At 73.0% G+C, this 14,593-nt stretch carries 12 protein-coding genes; 1 reads left to right on the top strand and 11 read right to left on the bottom strand.

What is annotated here, in order from left to right; all coding sequences use genetic code 11:
* Window positions 1–62 precede the first annotated feature (62 nt).
* On the top strand, window positions 63–509 hold the full coding sequence (locus tag FHS22_RS25260) for an SRPBCC domain-containing protein (protein ID WP_184945522.1): 447 nt from the start codon (window positions 63–65) through the stop codon (window positions 507–509).
* Between the two features lie 57 nt (window positions 510–566).
* On the opposite strand, the gene FHS22_RS25265 is transcribed toward FHS22_RS25260, so the two are convergent.
* From FHS22_RS25265 to FHS22_RS25315, 11 genes are all read right to left on the bottom strand, one after another.
* Window positions 567–1,154: a GTP-binding protein gene (locus FHS22_RS25265; RefSeq protein WP_184945524.1), complete on the bottom strand. Its 588-nt coding sequence runs from the start codon at window positions 1,152–1,154 to the stop codon at window positions 567–569.
* Entirely contained in the window at window positions 1,135–1,497 is a 363-nt protein-coding gene (locus tag FHS22_RS25270) for a DUF742 domain-containing protein (RefSeq protein ID WP_184945525.1), read from the bottom strand. Before FHS22_RS25270 ends, FHS22_RS25265 begins: the two co-directional genes overlap by 20 nt.
* Before the next feature lie 87 nt (window positions 1,498–1,584).
* A complete protein-coding gene (locus FHS22_RS25275) occupies window positions 1,585–2,007 on the bottom strand; it encodes a roadblock/LC7 domain-containing protein (RefSeq protein ID WP_068921742.1) in 423 nt (140 codons plus the stop codon).
* A complete protein-coding gene (locus FHS22_RS25280) occupies window positions 2,004–4,949 on the bottom strand; it encodes a nitrate- and nitrite sensing domain-containing protein (protein WP_184945527.1) in 2,946 nt (981 codons plus the stop codon). The genes FHS22_RS25275 and FHS22_RS25280 overlap by 4 nt, the downstream gene beginning before the upstream one ends.
* A gap of 251 nt (window positions 4,950–5,200) precedes the next feature.
* Entirely contained in the window at window positions 5,201–7,486 is a 2,286-nt protein-coding gene (locus tag FHS22_RS25285; RefSeq protein ID WP_338047936.1) for a [protein-PII] uridylyltransferase, read from the bottom strand.
* Window positions 7,487–7,503: 17 nt separating this feature from the next.
* Window positions 7,504–7,842 (bottom strand): P-II family nitrogen regulator, encoded by a 339-nt coding sequence (locus tag FHS22_RS25290; protein WP_184945529.1) that lies wholly within the window; start codon window positions 7,840–7,842, stop codon window positions 7,504–7,506.
* Window positions 7,839–9,149 (bottom strand): ammonium transporter, encoded by a 1,311-nt coding sequence (locus tag FHS22_RS25295; protein ID WP_184945531.1) that lies wholly within the window; start codon window positions 9,147–9,149, stop codon window positions 7,839–7,841. Before FHS22_RS25295 ends, FHS22_RS25290 begins: the two co-directional genes overlap by 4 nt.
* Before the next feature lie 444 nt (window positions 9,150–9,593).
* Window positions 9,594–10,532, bottom strand: coding sequence for a sigma-70 family RNA polymerase sigma factor (locus tag FHS22_RS25300; protein ID WP_184945533.1), 939 nt, complete (start codon window positions 10,530–10,532; stop codon window positions 9,594–9,596).
* 205 nt (window positions 10,533–10,737) lie between these two features.
* The gene (gene hutI, locus FHS22_RS25305) at window positions 10,738–11,886 is read right to left on the bottom strand and encodes an imidazolonepropionase (RefSeq protein ID WP_184945535.1); all 1,149 of its coding nucleotides are present in this window, start codon (window positions 11,884–11,886) and stop codon (window positions 10,738–10,740) included.
* Window positions 11,887–11,965: 79 nt separating this feature from the next.
* The gene (locus FHS22_RS25310; RefSeq protein WP_184945537.1) at window positions 11,966–13,318 is read right to left on the bottom strand and encodes a formimidoylglutamate deiminase; all 1,353 of its coding nucleotides are present in this window, start codon (window positions 13,316–13,318) and stop codon (window positions 11,966–11,968) included.
* Window positions 13,306–14,523: an allantoate amidohydrolase gene (locus tag FHS22_RS25315; RefSeq protein ID WP_184945608.1), complete on the bottom strand. Its 1,218-nt coding sequence runs from the start codon at window positions 14,521–14,523 to the stop codon at window positions 13,306–13,308. The genes FHS22_RS25310 and FHS22_RS25315 overlap by 13 nt, the downstream gene beginning before the upstream one ends.
* Window positions 14,524–14,593: the final 70 nt, after the last annotated feature.

The raw sequence follows: 14,593 nt of genomic DNA on the forward strand, positions 1-14,593 counted from the left end.
CGGCCGGGGACCGCCACCTAAAGTGATCTTGACTTTTCCCGCCGACGACCATGGGAGTGCGAATGCGCCAGCTCATCTCGACGACCGACATCGCGGCACCCCCCGAGCACGTCTGGGGCGTCCTCACCGACTTCTCCCGCTACTCCGAGTGGAACCCGATGTTCACCGGAGCCGCGGGCGACCTGGTCCCCGGCGGCGTCCTGGCGCTGCGCATGCCCGTCACCGAGGGCGGGCGCTCGATGACCTCCAGGACCCGCGTCCTGGAAGCCGAACCCGGACGCCGGCTCAGCTGGCGGTGGAGGGTGGTCGGCTCCGCGGTCCTCCAGGCGGTCCACGAGTTCGATCTCCGTCCGGCCGGGGGCGGCACCACCCTCGTCCAGCGCGAGACCATGGTGGGGGCGCTGGTCCCCCTGCTCTCACCGGTGATCGCCACGTACGAGAAGACCTTCGTCCGCCTCAGCGAGGCGCTGAAAGCGCGCAGCGAGGGCGAGGCGGGGAGGGGAGCCTGAGGCGGGGCCTGCCGGCGGGACCGGTCCCGCCGGCAGGCCCCGCCTGCTCCGTCCCCGTCAGACCGACATGCCGTAGGCGGCGCGGACCCGCAGGACGTGCTCGACCAGCGTGATGAGCGTGGCCTTGACCGAGTCGCGGGAGCGGGCGTCGGTGCGGACGATGGGGACGTGCGGGGCGAGCGCCAGAGCCTCCCGCACCTCCTCCTCCGAGTGCGGGAACTGCCCGTCCCAGCCGTTGATGCCGACCACGAACGGGAGCTTGGCCTCCTCGAAGTAGTCGATCGCCGGGAAGCCGTCGGCCAGGCGGCGGGTGTCGATCAGGACCACCGCGCCGATGGCGCCGCGGACCAGGTCGTCCCACATGAACCAGAACCGGTGCTGCCCGGGCGTGCCGAACAGGTACAGGATCAGGTCCTGGTCCAGGGAGAGGCGGCCGAAGTCCATCGCGACGGTGGTCGTCGTCTTGGTCGGCGTGAGACCGAGGTCGTCGACCCCCGAGCTCGCCTCCGTCATGACGGCTTCCGTGGTCAGCGGGAGGATCTCGGACACGGCGCCCACGAATGTGGTCTTGCCGACGCCGAACCCGCCCGCGACGACGATCTTCGTCGACGTCAGGCCGCCGCGGTTAGAGCCTGCGAAGTCCACTGAGCACCCTTTCGAGCATGTTGAGATCCGGTTGTCCCTGGTCGAGGCGCGGCTGGTGGAGCCGGACGAGACCCTCGTCCGCCATGTCCGCCACCAGCACGCGGGCCACGCCGAGCGGGACCCTCAGCAGCGCCGAGATCTCGGCGACCGACCGGAACGAACGGCAGAGCCTGATGATGGCGTCCTGCTCGGGGGTGAGCAGGGCCAGCTCCTCGTCCATGATGGACGAGGAGGAGACCAGCGTCTCCATCGCCATGTGATAGCGCGGCTCGGCGCGACCGCCGGTGACCGCGTACGGACGGAACAGGGGCTCCTCGTCCCCGGTTCCGTCAACGCCCAGCAAGGCCCTCTCCTCGTCCGGCAGCCGGGGACGCGTGACGGGGTGCGCCCGCCCGGTGGGCGGGCGCGGGCTGCGCCGCGATCCTGCTCATCAGCGCCCCCGGGAGGACTGCAGCTCGGCCCGGAGCGCCGGGGTGAGCACCTGTCCGGCACGGTCCACGAGCAGCGTCATCTGGTACGCCACCAGGCCCATGTCGCACTCGGGAGAGGCCAGCACCGCGAGCACCGAACCGTCGCTGATCGCCATGACCAGCAGCAGGCCGCGCTCCATCTCGACCACCGTCTGCGTGACGGCCCCGCCCTCGAACACGCGGGACGCGCCCACGGTCAGGCTGAGCAGGCCGGCCGCGACGGCGGCGAGCTGGTCGGCCCGGTCGTCCGGGAACCCCTCGGAGCTGGCGATCCGCAGTCCGTCGGCCGACACGACCACCGCGTGCGCGACACCGGGAGTGCCGCGGACGAACTCGGTGATCAGCCAGTCGAACCTGCGCGCCTCATGGCTCAGAGTAGTCACTGGCCCTCCTCCTTTTCCGCCCTGTTTCTGGCGGTGTCCTCATATAGTTCCGCACGGCCCCGCCGCACGCCCGCCTGAAGGCTCGACAACCTGTTGCGCACCCGTTCGGCGGAGATGGGCGGCATCGGCGTCACCGGCACGCTGGCGGCGGCGCCGGGCACCAGGTTGGCCTTGGGGGTCCGCTTGGGCAGACCTGCGGCGGTGATCCCGCCGAGACTGGGGTCGCTGGCCGCCTGGGCGGCCTGCCAGCCGGCGTCGGCCGGGGTCCGCCAGTTCTCCGGCTCACGGACCGGCGCCTTCGCCCTTGCCTGCACCGGCTCCCTGAGCGGCGCGGGGTCCGCCTCCTCGACCGGCGCGAGGGCCGGCATGTGGACCGCGACGCCCACCGCGGGAGTGGGCTCCTCGGCCGGGACCTCGTCCTGCTCGCGCAGGACCGGCTCGGCGGCGAGGGGCTCGTCCTCCCATCCGGAGTCCTCCGCGAGCTCCTCCGGCTCCTCGGCGCCCTCCACCCGGCGGAACCAGGCCGACTCGACGGAGGCGAAGATCGGCAGGAACTCCTCCTGCTCGGGTTCGAGCGGGGAGACCCCGACCGCGGGCATCGAGGCGGTGACGGGATCGTCGTGGGAGACCTGCCCCCAGGCGGAGAAGCCGCCGCCCGAGGCGTCGGCGGGGGCGCCCGGGCCTCCGGCGCCGGTCGTCCCTCCGGTCTGGCGCTTGGGCAGGGTCGACTCGCCGACCGGGGGCGCGCCGAGGGGCGCGGCCGGGAACGGCTGCCGCTGGTCCGGAATCGGGTGCTCGGCCGGGACCGAGCCGAAGGAGGGCGCCGGCGGCAGCGAGTTCTGGCCGAAGGAGGCGTCGGCGAAGGAGCTCTGGCCGAAGGACCCCTGACCGAGGGACCCGTCGGCGAGAGAGCTCTGGCCGAAGGACCCCTGACCGAAGGAGGCGTCGGCGAAGGAGCTCTGCCCGAAGGAGCTCTGACCGGCAGCCCCCTGGCCGAGGGACCCGTCGGCGAAGGAGCTCTGCCCGAAGGACCCCTGACCGAAGGAGTTCTGCGAGGCCGGCGGCTCGATCCCCCACGACGGGGTCGGGACCTGCTGGGCCGCCGCGACGATGAGCTCCGGCGGGAAGAGGACCATGGCGATCAGACCTCCGGCCTCCTGCGGCCGGAGCTGGACGCGGATGCCGTGGCGCAGAGCCAGGCGGCCGACCACGAACAGTCCCATGCGCCGCGACACGGACACGTCCACGACGGGCGGGTCGGCGAGGCGCCGGTTGGTCTCGACGAGTTCCTCGCCGGTCATGCCGATGCCCGCGTCGCTGACCGCGAGCAGCGCGCCGCCGCCCTCGATCATGCTGCTGGAGACGACGACCTGGCTGGCCCGCGGGGAGAACTGGATGGCGTTCTCCACCAGCTCGGCCACCAGGTGGACGATGTCGTTGGCGGCGCTTCCGGCAACCGAGATCGCGCGGTGCACCTTGACCTGGACCCGCTCGTAGTCCTCGACCTCCGACAGCGAGGCGCGGACGACGTCGACGAGCTTGGCCGGCTGGCTGCGCCTGCGGGTCGGCTCGTGGCCGGCGAGGACCAGGAGGTTCTCGGAGTTGCGGCGCATGCGGGTGGCCAGGTGGTCGAGCTTGAACAGGTCGGCCAGGCGGCCGCCGTCCTGCTCGCCCTTCTCCAGACCGTCGATGAGCGAGATCTGCCGCTCCACCAGGGTCTGGGTCCGCCGCGAGAGGTTGACGAACATCGCGCTGATGTTGGAGCGGAGCTCGGACTCCTCGGCCGCGAGCCGTACGGCCTGCCGGTGGACCTCGTCGAAGGCCTTGGCGACCTCCCCGATCTCGTCCCGGCTGTCCACCGAGATGGGCTCCACCTCGGGCGTCTGGGTGTCGCCGGAGACCCGGAGCTGGCGCACGACCTCGGGGAGCTTGAAGCCCGCGACGTCCAGCGCCTCGATGCGCAGGCGGCGCAGCGGCAGGACCATCGAACGGGCGATGATGACCGTGAGGCCGAGGACCAGGATCAGCAGGGCCAGGATCAGGCCGGCCGCGATGATCGCGCTGCGCTGCTCCGTGCTCTCCAGATCACGGGCGCGGGTGAGCACGTCGTCGGCGACCTCGTCCTCGACCTTCCCCATCCGCTCGATGACCACCGCGTTGTCGTTGAACCACTGCTTGACCTCGTTGAAGTCGGTCAGCAGGCGGCCTCCGGCGTTTCCGCTGCCGGCGAGCGCGATCGCCTTGGACTTGGTCAGCTCGGCGCGGTGCACCCGCTCGTCGACGAGGGCGGTGCTGAGCAGCTGGCCGTTGCTCGCGCCCGCCTCGATGGCGAACTCGGTCGTGCGCTCCTGCAGCCGGGACCGGGAGGCGATGAACTCCTCGACCTCCTGGTCGTTGATCAGGTGGGGCGCGTAGTACCCGGCCAGCAGGCGGGCCCGCTCCTTGGAGACCTCCTCCTTGGCGTAGGCCAGCGCGCTGAGCCCGCGCAGGTTGCCGATGATCTCCGGATCGTCGCTGACGAGCGAGAGCTCCTCGTGCAGCCGGAGCAGCGGGTTGATCAGGTCGCTGTAGCTCTCGGCACGGGTCGTGCCCGGCAGCTCCCGCTTCCTGCCCAGGCTGTCGAGCTGGTATCCGGCGTCCCGGGCGGCCTTGACCGCTCGCGGGCCGTAGGAGTCGTCGATCGCCTGCAGGTCCAGCCGGACCTTCTTCAGGAGGTCGTCGACCGTCTTGCGCTGCGTCTGAGCACTGGTCACCAGGCTCTTGTTCGTGCTCTGGAAAGCCGCCCAGGCGCCCCGGTCCCGCTCCAGGCCCATGGCCTGCGCGAGATCGCGCAGGCGGCCGGCGTACTCCGCCGCGGACTCCGTGCGCTGGTACCCCGCGACGCTGTCGATGGAGGCGACCACACGTGTTCCGGCGAGCACGACGCCCACCGCGGTCGGCACCAGGATCAGTGCCGTAAGGCGCGACCGCACACGCCAGTTGCGCAAACCGAATCGGGCGGCAGGCCGCTTGCCGCGGTCGCGCACCGATGCGTGCTCGCTATCGGTAGGTCCCGTCGTCACCGCTCTCGCTACCCTTCACCGTCACGACATAAGTGGTCATCATCAGACCACACCCTCACGGGACAGAACCGACATAACCGACAAACCGGACTTAATCGTTACAAAGGTGACGAGAGACTGGTTTCCGATGGTTATCGCAACGCCGCCAGCACCTGATCACGCACCTGTGCACGCTGGGCCTCGTCCGTCAGCGGACGTCCCGCCCTGTCGACCACGTAGAAGACGTCCACCGCCTCTGCGCCGAGAGTCTCAACGCGCGCGGCGCGTACGTCAAGACCACATTCGCCAAAAGCTCTGCCGATTCGCCACAATAGCCCCGGTCGGTCGTGAACGCGTACTTCTATCACGGTAGCCGTGTGGGACGCGTCGTCCACCAGGGTCACCCGGGGCGGTGCGACCGGCACCCGCGGCGGTCGCAGGGAACGGGTCCTGCGGGCCAGGCGCTGCTCGATGTCGAGGCGGCCGGCGAGGACGAGACGCAGATCCGCTTCGAGGGTCGCCGGGTCGGGCGGCGTGCCGTACTCCGGGACGACCGAGAACTCGATCACCGCGGTGGACCCCGCGGAGGCCGCCGAGGCGGACCGCACCACCATCCGGTGGGCGGCGAGGACCCCGGCCGCGTGCCAGAGCAGCCCCGCCCGGTCGGGCGCGACCACGGTGACCGCTCCCCCGTTGACGCGGATGGCGCCGCCGCCGTGCCGGGCCAGGGAGGCCTGCCCGGCGGAGAGGGAGGGCGCGGGCGGGAGCGGGGTGCCGGCCAGCACCGAGCGCGTACGGCGCACCAGGTCGGCGACCAGCGAGGCCTTCCAGGAGTTCCAGGCGGCGGGCCCGGTGGCGTTGCCGTCGGCGACGGCCAGGGCGGCGAGCAGTTCCAGGACCTCCCGCGAGCCGACCGCCTCGGCCACCCGGGAGATCGTCACCGGGTCGTCGAGGTCGCGGCGGGTGGCGGTCTCGGGGAGCAGCAGGTGGTGGCGGACCACGGTCTCCACGGTCTCCACGTCCGCCGGGGGCAGGCCCATCCGGGTGGCGATGTCGCGGGCGACGACGGCACCGGTGGTGGAGTGGTCGCCGGGGTAGCCCTTGCCGACGTCGTGCAGGAGCGCGGAGATGAGCAGCAGGTCGGGGCGGGAGACCTCGCGGGTGGACGCGGCGGCTCCGGCCGCGGTCTCGATCAGGTGGCGGTCGACGGTGTAGCGGTGCACCGGGTTGCGCTGCGGGCGGTGCCGTACCCGTTCCCAGTCGGGCAGCAGCCGGACCAGCACACCCGCCTGGTCCAGTTCCTCCCAGACCGGAACCGCCGCGCGCCCGGCCCCGAGCAGCGCCACCAGCGCGTCCCGCGCCTCGTCCGGCCAGGGCACCGGGAGCGGGGGCGACTGGGCCGCCAGGGTGTTCACGGTGGCGGGGGCGAGCGGCAGCCCCGCCTCGGCGGCGGCGGCGGCCGCGCGGAGCACGAGCACGGGGTCCTTGCGGGGGTCGACGCCGCGGGCGAGCACGACCTCGCCGCCGTGCTCGACGACGCCGTCGGCGAGCGGGCGCCGGCCCCTCGGGGCGGGGCCGGACAGCAGCCGGTCCACGGTGCGCCAGGTGGCGCCGTAGGCGTGCGCGACCGTCCGGCCGGCCTCGGCGAGCCTGCGCATGAGCGTCTCGGCGTCGAGCAGGCCCAGCGCCCCGGCGACCGCCTCCTGCTCCTGCAGGACCAGCCGGTCGGCGCCGCGGGCGGTCACCAGGTGCAGGGCGTGCCTGATGTCGAGCAGGAGCTCGTAGGCCTCGCGGACCCGGGGACCGGGGGCCGAGGCGACCCAGGCCGCGGCCACGGCCTGCATCGCCTGGACGTCGCGCAGGCCGCCGCGTGCGTCCCGCAGGTCGGGTTCGAGCAGGAAGGCCAGCTCCCCGCTGCTCTCGGTGCGCCGGTCCGCGGCCTCGCGCAGCTCCGCCAGGCGGCGGCGGGAGTCGGCCCGCCACTCGGAGAGCACGGTCTCGCGCGCGGCCCGGGTCAGTTCGGGGTCCCCCGCCACGTGCCGGGCCTGGATCAGCCCGAGCACCGCCTTGAGGTCCTCCCGCGCGACCTTGGCGGCCTCGTCCACGGTCCGCACCGAGTGGTCCAGGCCGATGCCGGAGTCCCAGACCGGGTACCAGATCCGGTCGGCGACGCGGGCGACACCGTCGCCACCGCCGCGGCCGTCGTGGAGCAGGACCAGGTCCAGGTCACTGCCCGGGGCGAGCTCCGAACGCCCCAGGCTGCCGACCGCGACGAGCGCGACCCCGCTCAGGGCGCCGCGCTCGTCCGTTCCCCTCGTTCCCCCGTCGCGCCCGTACGGCGTGCCGCAGGCGGTCCGGAGCAGGTCCGTCAGCCAGCGGTCGACGTCCGCGGCCCGCTCCTTGCGGGCCGCGGCGTACGAGCGGGTGTCGCCTCTCACCGGTCGCCTCTCACCGGTCAGAGCGCCTCGGGTCCGCGCTCTCCGGTGCGGACCCGGATCACGGTGTCCACCGGGACGGACCAGACCTTGCCGTCACCGATCTTGCCGGTCTGCGCCGCCTTGACGATGACGTCGATCACGTCCTCGGCGTCGTCCTCCTCGGCGAGCACCTCGAGCCGGACCTTGGGGACCAGGTCCACCTGGTACTCGGCGCCCCGGTAGACCTCGGTGTGACCGCGCTGGCGGCCGTACCCGCTGGCCTCGCTGACCGTCATTCCCTTGACCCCGAACTGCTCCAGGGCCGCCTTCACGTCATCGAGCTTGAAGGGCTTGATGACCGCGGTGATGAGTCTCATGCCTCAACCTTCTTACCTGCCGGGGCCGCCACCGAGCCGTTGGGGGCCGCCACGCCCGAGGCGTGGAAGGTGCCCAGGTCGTACCCGGTCTCGGCGTGCGTGGTGATGTCGATGCCCGCGACCTCCTCCTCCTGCGTGATGCGGAAGCCCATCGTCTTGTCGATGATCTTGCCGAGGATGTACGTCACGATGAAGGAGTAGGCCCCGACCGCGACCGGGCCGAGGACCTGCAGGCCGAGCTGGGTCCAGCCGCCGCCGTAGAACAGGCCCTTGTTCTGGCCGTCCAGGAAGGGGTAGGCCGCGACGAAGCCGAGGGCCACGGCGCCGATGACGCCGCCGACCAGGTGCACGCCCACCACGTCGAGCGAGTCGTCGTAGCCCAGCTTGTGCTTCAGGCCGACCGCGTAGGCGCAGGCGGCGCCGGCGAGCAGGCCGATCACCATCGCCGCCCAGGGGTCCACGAAACCGCAGGCCGGGGTGATGGCGACCAGACCGGCGACCGCGCCGGAGGCGACGCCCAGCGAGGTGGCGTGGCCGTCGCGGAACTTCTCCACGATGAGCCAGGCGCCCGCCGCGACGGCGGTGGCGATCTGGGTGTTCATGAACGCCAGACCGGCGGTGGCGTCCGCGGCCAGCTCCGAACCGGCGTTGAAGCCGAACCAGCCGAACCAGAGCAGGCCCGCGCCGAGCAGCACCAGGGTCAGGTTGTGCGGGCGCATCGGCTCCTTGCCCCAGCCGGCGCGCTTGCCGAGCACCAGCGCCAGCGCCAGGGCCGCGGCTCCGGCGTTGATGTGCACGACCGTGCCGCCCGCGAAGTCCTCGATGCCGAGCTGGGTCAGCCAGCCGCCGCCCCACACCCAGTGCGCGACGGGGAAGTACACGATCGAGGCCCAGACGATGCTGAAGAGCACCCAGGCGCCGAACTTGGCGCGGTCGGCGATCGCGCCGCTGATCAGCGCGACGGTGATGATGGCGAAGGTCAGCTGGAAGGCGGAGAAGACCATCATCGGGAAGGTGTCGTTGTAGGCGGCCTCGTTGACGCCCATCAGCCCGATGTTGTCGAGCCCTCCGACGATCTTGTTGAGGAAGCCGTCGCCCTCGCCGACCGTGTCGAACGCGAGCGAGTACCCGAAGAGCACCCAGGTGATCGTCACGGTGATGATGCTGGCGAACGACATCATCATCATGTTCAGGACGCTCTTGGCCCTGGTCATTCCCCCGTAGAAGAACGCGAGGCCCGGGGTCATGAGCAGCACGAGCGCGGTGCTCACGAGCATCCAGGCAGTGGAGCCGCTATCGATCTTCATTCGACGCGACCCTCCTTCCGATTGGCGTGTGGCCGGTTGCACAGTCGCAGTGGGCGCTTCCAGGGCTCCTTCGACCGGCCGCGCACTGACGTTCCTGCCGGGGCGGGTCCGCCGTGCCGCGCCCGGATCCGCACCCACGCGTCTCCGGCCTTTCCGGCCCGGCGTCCTCTCCCGTGCGCCACAGCGTGTTCCTCCGTGGTTTCGGGGCACGACCTTGCGTGTTTCGCATCTGTGAATCTCGGCGGGACGGTGTTTCAGCCTTGTTTCGGACGGGTGGACCCTCGGGAATCCGATGACCGGAATCGGCCCGCCGTACGGCCCGCCCCCACCGGAGGCCCCGGCCGCACATCGGGTGCGGAACGCGGGCGACACGCCGGGACGGGCCCGGAAACGACGAACGGCCCTCCGAGGAGGGCCGTACCGGCGAACGCCGCAGCGGGGATGTCAGGCGGCCGTGGCCATCCTGCGCAGGCGGGCCAGGGCGTCGCGCTCGATGCGGCGGGCGCGGTCGCGGCCGATGCCGTAGCGCTCGCCGACCTCGGTGAGGGTGTGCTCGCGGCCGTCCATCAGGCCGTAGCGCCAGCGGAGCATCTCGCGGGTCTGCCCCTCCAGCCCGGTCAGCCACTGCTCCAGGCGCTCGCGCTCCAGGATCTCCATGGCCTGCTGCTCGGGGTCGGCCCACGTCTCGTCGGCGATCATGTCACCGAGCTCGGTCTCGTCCTCGTCGCCCACGCCGAGCTGGAGGGAGACCGGGTCGGACGCCCAGCGGCGCAGCTCGCGGACCCGCTCGATCGGCAGCTCCAGCACCGCCGCCAGGTCGGCGTCGGTCGGCTCGGTGTCGAACTCGGCCAGCATGTCCCTGCGGACCCGCATCAGCCGGGTCATCTGCTCGCCCGCGTGGGTGGGCAGCCGGACCGGGCGGGCCTGCTCGTGGATGGCGCGCCCCACCGACTGGCGGATCCACCACGTGGCATAGGTGGAGAACTTGTAACCCCGCCGGTAGTCGAATTTCTCCACCGCGCGCACCAGCCCCAGATTCCCCTCCTGGACCAGGTCGATGAGCGGCATTCCCCGCCCGGAGTATTTGCGCGCGACCGCCACCACAAGACGTAGATTGGCCTGGATGAACTCATCCTTGGCCCGCTGTCCCGAAACGGCCAGTCGTTCGAGCTCCTCGTCGGCGGCGTCCGCGATCCGCGGCTCCGTCGCCCCCCCGTCCAGCAACTGCTCCGCGAAGAGGCCGGCCTCGATCCGCTTCGCGAGCTCGACCTCCTCCTCCGCGGTCAGCAGGGGGACCCGCCCGATCTCGGCCAGGTAGGTCCCGAGCAGGTCCCGGTCCGAGACATGCTGGTCCTGCGTACGATTCCCCGTCGGCCTTGCCATTCGATGGCACCTCGTTCCGCCTGCTTATGACGTGCCCGCCCGCTCGCCCAAGGCCCCGCGCGCACGGACACGTCGCTTGCCCAATCAACGCCCGGGCCAGGGCAAAGATTCCCTAAAGAACTACGCCCGCAGAACGGTTTCGTTCTCCTCCTCAAGGAGGATGACTCCGGGCCGGACGGAATTCGGAGAAACGGCGGAAATCGTCTCAGACGAGGCGGCGGCCCTCCTTCCAGACCTGCGTCACCAGCGGTACCCCGGGCCGGTAGGCGAGATGGACGTAGGACGGCGCCTCCAGGATCACCAGGTCGCCCCGGGACCCCGGCCGGAGCGTGCCCACGTCGGTGCGGCGCAGCGCCCAGGCCCCGCCGCGCGTGGCGGCCCTGATCGCCTCCAGCGGCGTCATGCCCATCTCCCGTACGGCCAGCGCGAGGCAGAACGGCATGGAGGAGGTGAAGGAGGACCCCGGGTTGCAGTCGGTGGCCAGCGCGACGGTCACCCCCGCGTCCAGCAGCCTGCGGGCGTCCGGGTACGGCGAGCGGGTGGAGAACTCCGCGCCCGGCAGCAGGGTGGCCACCACCCCGGCGGAGGCCAGCGCCTCGACGTCGGCCTCGGTCAGGTGGGTGCAGTGGTCGGCGGAGGCGGCGCCCAGCTCGGCCGCGAGCTGCACGCCGGGCCCGTGGCCGAGCTGGTTGGCGTGCACGCGCGGGAGCAGCCCGGCCTTGATCCCGGCGGACAGGATCTCCCTGGTCTGGTCGGCGTCGAACGCGCCGCGCTCGCAGAAGACGTCCACCCACCGGGCGTACGGCGCGCAGGCCGACAGCATCTCCCCGGTGACCGTGCGGACGTAGTCGTCGGCGGAGGGCACGTCCGGGGGCACGACGTGCGCGCCGAGGTAGGTCGTCTCCTCGGTGAAGCCCCGGGCGATCTCCAGGCAGCGCCGCTCGTCGGCGACCGTGAGGCCGTACCCGCTCTTGATCTCGACCGTGGTGGTGCCCTGGGCGAGCATCTCGGCGACCAGGGCCGCGGTCCGCGCCGCGAGGAGGGCGTCGCTGGCCGCGCGGGTCGCCTCGACCGTGGTGCGGATGCCCCCCGCGGTGTAGCGCTCCCCCGACATGCGCGCGGTGAACTCCGCGGTGCGGTCACCGGCGAAGACCAGGTGGGCGTGGCTGTCCACGAACCCGGGGACCACGCAGCGCCCGTCGACGTCCACCCGCTCGTCCGCGCCCGGGTCGTCCCCGGACGGGCCGGTCCACACCACCCGGCCGTCCTCGACGACCAGGGCGGCGTGCTCGATCTCCTCCCGCCCGGGATCGCCGGTGTACAGCAGGCCGATCCGGTCGAACAGCGTGCTCATCGGCGCTTCCCCGCTCCTCGTCCGCCGCGCGGACGGTCCCGTCGCTCTGCGGGGGCCGTCCCGGTGTCCTGCTCCGCCGTCATACCCGCTCCCGGCGCGCCTCGGCGACCGCCTCGGCGAGCAGCGCGCCCACGTCGCCCAGGACGTGGCGGCCCTCGGCGACCACCTGGCGCCCGCCCGAGACCACGGAGTGCACGTCGGCGGCGGTGGCGGCGAAGACCACGGTCTCGGCGGCCGGGCCGCCGCCCGCGGTGCGGACCGAGTCGAGCCGGACCGAGACCAGGTCGGCCCAGGCCCCCGGGCAGAGCGTGCCCGCGTCGGGGAAGCCCAGCGAGGCGTGGCCGGCGGCGGTGGCGGCCTGGAGCAGCTCCGCGGCCCGCCAGTGGCCGCGCCGCTCGCTCGCCAGCCGCTCGTCCAGCTCGACCGCGCGGGCCTCCTCGAACAGGTCGACGACCGCGTGGCTGTCGGAGCCGAGCGTGACCGGCGAGCCGGCCTCGTGCATCGCCCGGGCCGGGCCGATCCCGTCGGCCAGGTCGCGCTCGGTGGTCGGGCACATGCACACGTACGTCCTGGACTGGCCGAGCAGCGCGACGTCCACCTCGGAGACGTGCGTGGCGTGCACCGCGGTCGAGCGGGGACCCAGCACGCCGTGCTCGTGCAGGACCTGGACGGGGGTCGCGGAGTAGCGTTCCAGGCAGGAGGCGTTCTCCGCCCGCTGCTCGGAGACGTGGACGTGCAGCGGGGCCGCGTGGTGGTGGGAGAAGGCCGCGACCGTGGCCAGGTGCTCGGCCGGGACCGCGCGGACCGAGTGCACGGCCGCGCCGGCCTCCACGTCGGGCTGCCCGGCGTAGGCGGCGGCGAGCGCCTCGGCCCGCACGGCCCACCGCTCGGCGTCGCCGTCGCCGAAGCGGAGCTGGACCCCGCCGAGCGGCTCGCCGACCCCGCCGGTCAGGTAGCAGGCGTCCAGCAGCGCGATCCGCAGCCCAGCCTCCCGCGCCGCCGCCACGAGCGCGTGGCCCATGGCGTTCGGGTCGTCGTACGGCGTGCCGTCCGGCGTGTGGTGCAGGTAGTGGAACTCGCCGACGCAGGTGATCCCGGCCAGCGCCATCTCGGCGAAGGCCGCCGTCGCCAGCCGGTGGTAGGAGTCGGGGTCGAGCGCCCCGGCCACGCCGTACATCCGCTCACGCCAGGTCCAGAAGCTGCCCTGCTCGGCCTGGGTCACGCCGCGCAGCGCGCGGTGGAAGGCGTGGGAGTGGGCGTTGGCGAGCCCGGGCAGGGTGAGCCCGGCCAGCCGCGTCGCGCCCGGCGGCGGCCCGGCCACGCCGGGCGTGATCGCGGCGATCCGGGAGCCCTCGATCTCGACGAGGACGCCCGCGACCGCCTCGCCCGGCGGCAGCCAGGCCAGCTCGCACCAGTAGGTCAGCTCTGGCACAGGTCCTCCAAGACGGCGGCGAGGGCGGCGACCCCCCGATGGCAGTCGGACGCCTCCGCGTGTTCTTCCGGAGAGTGAGAGATGCCCGTTGGATTGCGAACGAACACCATCGCGCTGGGAACCCCCGCCGCGGCGAGGATCCCGGCGTCGTGCCCGGCCCCGGTCGCCAGCACCGGCACCGGGGTCACGGCCCCGTCCGCCGCGCCCGGCGCCGCCGTACGGCGGGCGAGCGCCCGCGCGGCGACCAGGGCCAGCCGGTCGCGCAGGACGGCGTCGAAGCAGACGGCCGGGGTCCACGACTCGCCCGCCACCTCCGCGCCGGAGAACGCGGTCAGCTCGGCGACCAGCGCCCGGACCGCGGCCTCGTCCCCGCCCCGGGCGTCGAGCCAGGCGCTGACCAGGCCGGGGACGGCGTTCGCGTTGCCGGGCGAGACGCGGAGCTTGCCGAAGGTGGCGACCACGCCGCCGCGCTCGGCCAGCTCGCGGGCGCGCAGCACGGTGCGGGCGAACGGCAGCATGGGGTCGTCGCGGTCCTCCAGCCGCGTGGTGCCCGCGTGGTCGGCCCGGCCGCGGAAGTCGAACCGCCAGCGGCCGTGCGGCCAGATCGTGCCCGCCACGCCGACCGGGGCGCCCTCGTGGACGAGCCCCCGGCCCTGCTCCACGTGGAGTTCCACGAAGACGCCCACGTGCCCGAGGGTCTCGTCGTCCCGGCCGAGCGCGCCGGGATCGCGCCCGGCCCGGCGGAGCACCTCGGCCATGGAGTCGCCCCCGTCGTCGGTCAGGCCGCGGGCGCGGTCCGGATCGAGCACCCCGGTGAGCAGCCGGGAGCCCATGCACGGCACGCCGAACCTGGCGCCCTCCTCGTCGGTGAAGCAGGCGACCCCCAGCGGCCTGGCCGGCTCGAACCCCTTCGCGGCGAGCTCGTCGAGCGCGGCGAAGGCCGAGACGACCCCGAGGGGGCCGTCGAAGGCGCCGCCCTGCCGCACCGAGTCGAGGTGGCTGCCGGTGACCACGCCGGGCCTGGCCGACGGATCGCCCCACCAGGCCCACAGGTTGCCGTTGCGGTCCTCTCGCAGGTCCAGGCCGCGCCGGGCGGCCTCCTGCCGGAACCACTCCCTCAGCTCCAGGTCGGCGGGTGACCAGGCGTCGCGCAGGTAGCCCCGGGTCCGGTCGTCGCGTCCGAGGTGCTCGATGGCACCCCACATCTCGTCGAACACCCCTCCATTATGTGAATGGAGTCATTCATTCGCCACCCGGCCCTCCTCCGGGCGGCAC

Origin of the sequence: Thiemannella venezuelensis (assembly GCF_014203605.1) — a bacterium.
GTDB classification, from domain to species: domain Bacteria; phylum Actinomycetota; class Actinomycetes; order Streptosporangiales; family Streptosporangiaceae; genus Planomonospora_A; species Planomonospora_A venezuelensis.